This is a genomic window from Leucobacter chromiiresistens, assembly GCF_001477055.1.
Lineage (GTDB): Bacteria > Actinomycetota > Actinomycetes > Actinomycetales > Microbacteriaceae > Leucobacter > Leucobacter chromiiresistens_A.
In genome coordinates this window covers 1-7,277 of record NZ_LDRK01000029.1, presented here as the reverse complement: position 1 = coordinate 7,277, position 7,277 = coordinate 1, and the positions used below count along the sequence as shown (strand labels likewise).

Below are 7,277 nucleotides of genomic sequence, written 5' to 3'. Positions count from 1 at the left end.
CTGCAGGCGATCGCCGACGCGGGGCGCCGCAACTACTCCCTCTTCCTCCGCCCCGACGGGCTGCTCATCGGCTACTACGAGACCGACGACGACGCCGCCGCCCAGCGGGCGCTCGCAGCCGACCCCCGCACCGCCGCATGGGAGGCGCAGATGGCCGACTACTTCGTCGCCTCGACCGGCCGCCCCGACCAGGAGGCCCCCCGACTCACCGAGGTGTTCCACCTCGAAGACCAACTCGCGCGCCACCACGCGGGCTCGAATCGCGCATAGCGCAGCACCAGACAGAAAGCGCACACCACCATGAGCACCCAGCTGACTCCCGAAATCCTCGGCGCCCTCGAGCAGCAGGCTGTCGAGGTCCCCTCCTGGGCCTACGGCAACTCGGGCACCCGGTTCAAGGTGTTCGGTACGCCCGGCACCCCCCGCGACACCTTCGAGAAGATCGCCGACGCCGCAGAGGTCAACCGCCACACCGGCCTCGCGCCCACGGTCGCACTCCACATCCCGTGGGACCTCGTCGACGACTTCTCCGCGCTCCGCGCGCACGCCGAAGACCTCGGGGTGCGCCTCGGCACCATCAACTCGAACACCTTCCAGGACGACGACTACAAGTTCGGGGCGCTCACCCACGAGGACGCCGCGATCCGCCGGAAGGCCATCGATCACCACCTGCAGTGCATCGACGTCATGGACGAGACCGGGTCGCGCGACCTGAAGATCTGGCTCGCCGAGGGGTCGAACTACCCGGGCCAGGCCGACATGCGGGGCCGTCAGGATCGCCTGCAGGAATCGCTCCAGGAGATCTACGCACGGCTCTCCGCCGACCAGCGCCTCGTGCTCGAGTACAAGTTCTTCGAGCCCGCGTTCTACCACACCGACGTTCCGGACTGGGGCACCTCGTACGCGCAGGTCGTGTCGCTCGGCGACCGCGCCATGGTCTGCCTCGACACCGGCCACCACGCCCCCGGCACGAACATCGAGTTCATCGTGATGCAGCTGCTGCGCCTCGGAAGGCTCGGCTCGTTCGACTTCAACAGCCGCTTCTACGCCGACGACGACCTGATCGTCGGGGCCGCCGACCCGTTCCAGCTCTTCCGCATCCTCGTCGAGGTGGTGCGCGGGGGCGGGCTGAACAACCCCGACGTGGCGTTCATGCTGGACCAGTGCCACAACGTCGAGGAGAAGATCCCCGGTCAGATCCGCTCCGTGCTCAACGTGCAGGAGATGACGGCCCGCGCCCTGCTGCTCGACCGCGAGGCGCTGGCGGGCGCCCAGCGCGCGGGCGACGTGCTCGGTGCGAACGCCGTCATGATGGACGCCTTCTACACCGACGTGCGGCCGGCCCTCGCCGAGTGGCGCGAATCGCGCGGCCTGCCCGCGGATCCGATGGCCGCCTACGCCGCCTCGGGCTATCAGCAGCGCATCAACGCCGACCGTGTGGGCGGCGACCAGGCCGGCTGGGGCGCGTAGGGGCTTTCCAACCGCCGCGTTCCCGCCGCCCCTCCCTCCAAACCCCACGAGCGGGGTCACTTCTGGTGCGTGTCGCGTTCCGACACGCACGGAAAGTGACCCCGCTCGCAGGTTTCGCGGGCGGCGGGCGCCGCTCAGCGGCGGGCGGCGGCGGGCCGAGGGGCGGCCTGGGCCGCGCGGTCGACGGTCACGCCGAGCGCGCGCCACGGCGCCGCATCGGCTTCGTCGAACTCGTCGTCGGTGATGAGGCGATCGACAGCGGCGGCCGGAACGACGCTGTGCTGCCCGAAGCCCGAAGCCTTCGACGAGTCGAAGAGCCCGATCACGAGCTCGGCGGCCGACGCCATCGCGCGCTTCGTCTCCGCCTCGGAGAAGGAGCGCTCGAGCAGCCCCTGCTCGGGCGACAGCGCGGAGACGCCGAGAAAGGCAAGGTCGATCGTGCCGTAGCCCCGCAGCAGCTCGGCGGGGAACCCGACGGTCGAGTGCGACGTGCGCCGCACGGTGCCGCCGAGCACCACGATCGCGGGCCCTGCGCGCTCGGCCAGCTGCGCCGCGACCCGCAGCGAGTTCGTCACGATCGTGAGGTCGGTGCGGTCAGCCAGTTCGAGGGCGAGGTAGTACCCGGTCGACGACGAGTCGATCGCGATCACGGCGTCCGCGCCGACGAGGTCGGCGGCGCTCCGCGCCACGGCCCGCTTCGCCCCGACCCGATGGCCCAGTCGCTCGGCGAGCGGGCCCTCCTCGGCGGTCCGCAGCCGGGCTCCGCCCCGCACGCGCTCGATGACGGCGCTGCGGGAGAGGCGGTCGAGGTCTTTGCGCATCGTCACGGCCGAGACGCCGACGCTCGCGGCGAGCTCGCCGACGGAGACGAGCTCGCGCCCCTCGAGGAGCCCGAGGATCCGCTCGTCGCGCTGCGCTGCCGTTGCCGTCATAGTGGGGTTACTCTATCGCGATCCGCCCGGCGAAAGCGAGCTTCGAAAGCGATGGGACTTTCGAACGCAACTTTGAACTATTGCATTCGAAATCGGATGCGCTTATGCTGGGCGCAATCTCCGAGCTCGAAAGGCCGCCAATGACGCACATCGATCCCACTGCCCAGGCTCTCCTCGCCCGATCGAACCGACTCGGCGCCGATAAGAAGAACACCAACTTCGCGGGCGGCAACACCTCGGCGAAGGGGGTCGCGACAGACCCCGTCACGGGCGACGACATCGAGCTCATGTGGGTGAAGGGGTCGGGCGGCGACCTCGGCACGCTCACCGCCACCGGCCTCTCCACGCTGCGGGTCGACCGCCTCCGCGCGCTCGTCGACGTCTACCCCGGGCTCGAGCGGGAGGACGAGATGGTCGCCGCGCTCGACTACTGCCTCCACGGAAAGGGCGGGGCCGCCCCCTCCATCGACACCGCCATGCACGGCCTCGTCGACGCCGCGCACGTCGACCACCTGCACCCCGACTCCGGCATCGCGATCGCGACCGCCGCCGACGGCGAGGAGCTCACCCGGAAGATCTTCGGCGACAAGGTCGTGTGGGTGCCGTGGCGCCGCCCCGGCTTCCAGCTCGGCCTCGACATCGCCGCGATCAAGGCCGAGCACCCCGAGGCGATCGGCTGCATCCTCGGCGGCCACGGCATCACGGCCTGGGGCGACACGAGCGAGCAGAGCGAGCAGCACTCCCTCTGGATCATCGACACCGCCGCCGCCTACATCGCCGAGCACGGCGCGCCCGAGCCCTTCGGCGGCGTCGTCGCCGGGTTCGAGCCGCTGCCGCAGGAGGAGCGCCTCGCACGGGCCGCGCAGCTCGCCCCCGTGGTGCGCGGCATCGCGAGCACCGACAAGCCGATGGTCGGCCACTTCACCGACGCCGATGCAGTGCTCGACTTCCTGTCGCGGGAGAAGCTCGCCCCGCTCGCCGCCCTCGGCACGAGCTGCCCCGATCACTTCCTCCGCACCAAGGTGAAGCCGCTCGTGCTCGACCTGCCGGCGACCGCATCGGTCGAGGATCAGGTCGCCCGACTGCACGAGCTGCACGAGGCGTACCGCGACGACTACCGCGCCTACTACGAGGCGCACGCCGACGAGTCGAGCCCGGCGATGCGCGGCGCCGATCCGCTCATCGTGCTGATCCCCGGCGTCGGCATGTTCAGCTACGGCGCCAACAAGCAGACCGCACGGGTCGCGGGCGAGTTCTACGTCAACGCGATCAACGTGATGCGCGGCGCCGAGGCGCTCTCCTCCTACGCCCCCATCAGCGACGCCGAGAAGTTCCGCATCGAGTACTGGGCGCTCGAGGAGGCGAAGCTGCAGCGCATGCCGAAGCCGAAGTCGCATCAGGGCCGCATCGCGTTCGTCACCGGCGCCGCATCGGGCATCGGCAAGGCGATCGCCACACGCCTCGCCGCCGAGGGCGCGTGCGTCGTGGTCGCCGATCTGGACCTCGAGAAGGCTCAGGCCGCTGCAGCCGAGCTGGGGAGCACCGACGTCGCCATCGGCGTGGCCGCGAACGTCGCCGACGCGACGGCCGTGCAGCACGCGATCGACGCCGCGGTGCTCGCCTTCGGCGGCATCGACCTCGTCGTGAACAACGCGGGGCTCTCGCTCTCGAAGTCGCTGCTCGACACCACCGAGGCCGACTGGAACCTGCAGCACGACGTCATGGCGAAGGGATCCTTCCTCGTCTCCCAGGCCGCCGCTCGCGCCATGATCGCGCAGAAGCTCGGGGGCGACGTCATCTACATCTCGTCGAAGAACAGCGTCTTCGCCGGCCCCAACAACATCGCGTACTCGGCGACGAAGGCCGACCAGGCCCACCAGGTGCGCCTCCTCGCGGTCGAACTCGGCGAGCACGGCATCCGCGTCAACGGCATCAACCCCGACGGCGTGGTGCGCGGCTCGGGCATCTTCGCCGCCGGCTGGGGCGCGAACCGCGCCGCGACCTACGGCGTCAAGGAGGAGGATCTCGGCCAGTTCTACGCGAACCGCACCATTCTGAAGCGCGAGGTGGTGCCCGAGAACGTCGCCGACGCGGTGTACGTGCTCACCGGCCCCGAGCTCACCCGCACCACGGGCCTCCACATCCCGGTCGACTCCGGCGTCGCCGCCGCGTTCCTGCGATGACCGGCACGGCGGGGGGATCGGCGGTCGCCGCCGTCGATCTCGGCGCGACGAGCGGGCGCGTGATCGTCGGGCGCATCGAGCAGGGGGCGGACGGCGCGCAGCTGCGCACCCAGCACGTCGCCCGGTTCGCGAACGATCCCGTGCGCACGAGCGACGGCCTGCACTGGAACTTCCTCGAGCTCTACCACCAGGCGCTGCAGGGGCTCGCGGCCGCCGAGCGCGGCGCACCGGGCGAGATCGCGTCGATCGGCATCGACTCGTGGGCCGTCGACTACGGCCTGCTGCGCCGCGGCCGCCTGCTCGGCATCCCGTACCACTATCGGGACGCCCGCTGCGACGCCGGGGTCTCGGCGGTGCACGCGCGCATCCCGGCAGACCGCCTGTACGCGCGCAACGGGCTGCAGCATCTCACGTTCAACACGATCTTCCAGCTCGCCGCGGAGGACGGCCTGCTCGACGTCGCCGACCGCGCGCTGCTCGTGCCCGACCTGCTGAACTTCTGGCTCACGGGCGTCGAGGCGGCGGAGCGGAGCAATGCATCGACGACCGGTCTGCTCGACCCGCGCACCCGCGAGTGGGATCTCGAGCTCGCCGACGCGGTCGGCATCCCGGCGGGCATCCTGCCGCCCCTCATCGACGCCGGCACGCGCCTCGGCAGGGTCACGGGGAACGCGGCGTCGGTCATCGGCCGCGGGATCGACGTCGTCGCGGTCGCCTCGCACGACACCGCCTCGGCCGTCGCAGCGGTGCCGGCCACGCGATCCGACTTCGCCTACATCTCGTGCGGCACCTGGGGGCTCGTCGGCCTCGAGCTCGACGCGCCAGTGCTGACGGACGCCGCCCGCCGCGCGAACTTCACCAATGAGGGCGGCATCGAGGGCACCACCCGCTTCCTGCACAACGTGATGGGCACCTGGCTGTTCTCCGAGTCGCTGCGCCACTGGGAGCCCGCTGCGACGAACGCGCAGCGGTCGAGCCTGCTCGGCGAGCTGCTCGCCGAAGCGGCGAAGCTCACCGGCGACGTGCCGGTGTTCGACGCGAACGACCCCGGGTTCTTCCCCCCGGGAGACCTGCCCGACCGCATCGTGCGCTGGTTCGAGGCGCGCGGCGAGCGGGCCCCCGAGGGGCGCGTCGAGATCGTGCGCTCCATCACCGAGAGCCTCGCGGCGGCGTTCGCCGACGCCGTCGAGACCGCGAGCCGACTGGCGGATCGCGACGTGTCGACCATCCACGTCGTCGGCGGCGGATCCCAGAACACGCTGCTCTGCCAGCGCCTCGCAGACCGCTCCGGGCTCGACGTGCTCGCGGGGCCCGTCGAGGCGACCGCGATGGGCAACCTGCTCATCCAGGCGCAGACGCTCGGTCTCATCGGCCCCGGTCTCGCCGAGCTGCGCGCGGTCGTGGCGCGATCCACCGCCCCGATCCGCTACGCTCCCGCCGCGGGCGCACGCGCGGGCGCGGACTGCGATAATCGAGAGCGATGAAAGCTCATGAGGCGGTCATGGAGTGGGTGACCGAGGAGCTGCGGAGCGGGCGGCTGCACATCGGCGACCACCTGCCCGGCGAGCGCGCGCTCGCCGAGGCGCTGCAGGTCTCCCGCAGCTCGCTGCGCGAGGCGCTGCGCGTGCTCGAAGCCCTGGGCACGATCCGCACGGCGACGGGCTCCGGCCCGCGATCGGGCACCATCATCACGGCCTCCCCCGAGCAGGCGCTCACGCTCGCATTGAACCTGCAGCTCGCGACGAGCCAGGTGGAGCACAACCACGTCTACGAGATGCGCCTGCTGCTCGAGAGCTGGGCGGCCGAGCACTCGGACCCGGGCCGCGGCGACTGGGAGCGGGCGGGCCTCCTGCTCGACCGGATGGACGACCCCGATCTGCCGGTCGAGGAGTTCCTGCCCCTCGACGCCGAGTTCCACGTGCTGCTCTCGCGCGCGGCGAACAACCCGCTGACGAGCACGCTCATGGATGCCCTGCGCGTCTCGATCGCCGACCACACGCTGGAGCGCGCGCAGGCGCTGCCCGACTGGACGCGCACGGCGGAGCGCCTGCGCGCGGAGCACCGCGGCATCCTCGAGAGCCTGCGCGCCGGCGACCGCGATACCGCCGTCGAGCGGATCCGCGCGCACATCCGCGGGTACTACTTCGAGACCGCCCGCTGATCCCGAGCTGATCCCGGCTGATCCCCGGCTCTCCGCCCGCTCCTCCCCTGCCCGGATTGACGGATCGCGAATGCCGCGCCTACACTACTTGTGGTCATACCACATGGTCCGACCACAATGGTTTCGCAGAGATGACAGTTCCACGATCCGACGATCTCAAGGGAGAGACGACATGACGACCCCCGCAGCACAGCCCGACGAGGCGTCGGGCATCAACTACCGCGTCCTCCTCGGCAGCCTCAGCGGCAGCGTGATCGAGTGGTTCGACTTCCTCGTCTACGGGACCGTCGCCGCGCTCGTCTTCAACAAGCTCTACTTCCCGAGCGACAACGAGTTCGTGTCGACCATGCTCGCGTTCGTCTCGTTCTCGCTCACCTTCTTCTTCCGCCCCCTCGGCGGCATCCTCTTCTCACACATCGGCGACCGCATCGGCCGCAAGAAGACCCTCTTCATCACGCTGACGCTCATGGGCGGCGGCACCGTCGCCATCGGCCTGCTGCCCGACTACGCCGCCATCGGCGTCGCCGCGCC

General features: G+C 70.9%; 7 protein-coding genes. 6 read left to right on the top strand and 1 reads right to left on the bottom strand.

The window, feature by feature from the left end; translation table 11 throughout:
• A partial coding sequence (locus NS354_RS06525; RefSeq protein WP_058593771.1) for an L-rhamnose mutarotase occupies nt 1-270 on the top strand: 270 nt, incomplete at its 5' end.
• A 30-nt stretch (nt 271-300) separates the two neighbouring features.
• The gene (rhaI, locus tag NS354_RS06520; RefSeq protein WP_058593770.1) at nt 301-1,470 is read left to right on the top strand and encodes an L-rhamnose isomerase; all 1,170 of its coding nucleotides are present in this window, start codon (nt 301-303) and stop codon (nt 1,468-1,470) included.
• Between the two features lie 134 nt (nt 1,471-1,604).
• Here the strand turns inward: rhaI and NS354_RS06515 are convergent, their stop codons facing one another.
• Complete coding sequence (locus NS354_RS06515; protein ID WP_058593769.1) at nt 1,605-2,402, bottom strand: DeoR/GlpR family DNA-binding transcription regulator; 798 nt, start codon at nt 2,400-2,402, stop codon at nt 1,605-1,607.
• Between the two features lie 140 nt (nt 2,403-2,542).
• On the opposite strand from NS354_RS06515, the gene NS354_RS06510 reads away from it, so the two are divergent.
• The 4 genes from NS354_RS06510 to NS354_RS06495 all read left to right on the top strand — a co-directional run.
• The gene (locus NS354_RS06510) at nt 2,543-4,585 is read left to right on the top strand and encodes a bifunctional rhamnulose-1-phosphate aldolase/short-chain dehydrogenase (protein ID WP_058593768.1); all 2,043 of its coding nucleotides are present in this window, start codon (nt 2,543-2,545) and stop codon (nt 4,583-4,585) included.
• Nucleotides 4,582-6,069, top strand: coding sequence for a rhamnulokinase (locus NS354_RS06505; protein ID WP_058593767.1), 1,488 nt, complete (start codon nt 4,582-4,584; stop codon nt 6,067-6,069). Before NS354_RS06510 ends, NS354_RS06505 begins: the two co-directional genes overlap by 4 nt.
• Complete coding sequence (locus NS354_RS06500; RefSeq protein WP_058593766.1) at nt 6,066-6,746, top strand: FadR/GntR family transcriptional regulator; 681 nt, start codon at nt 6,066-6,068, stop codon at nt 6,744-6,746. The genes NS354_RS06505 and NS354_RS06500 overlap by 4 nt, the downstream gene beginning before the upstream one ends.
• A 172-nt stretch (nt 6,747-6,918) precedes the next feature.
• Nucleotides 6,919-7,277 (top strand): MFS transporter (locus NS354_RS06495; RefSeq protein ID WP_153002130.1); only part of this gene is annotated, 359 nt, incomplete at its 3' end.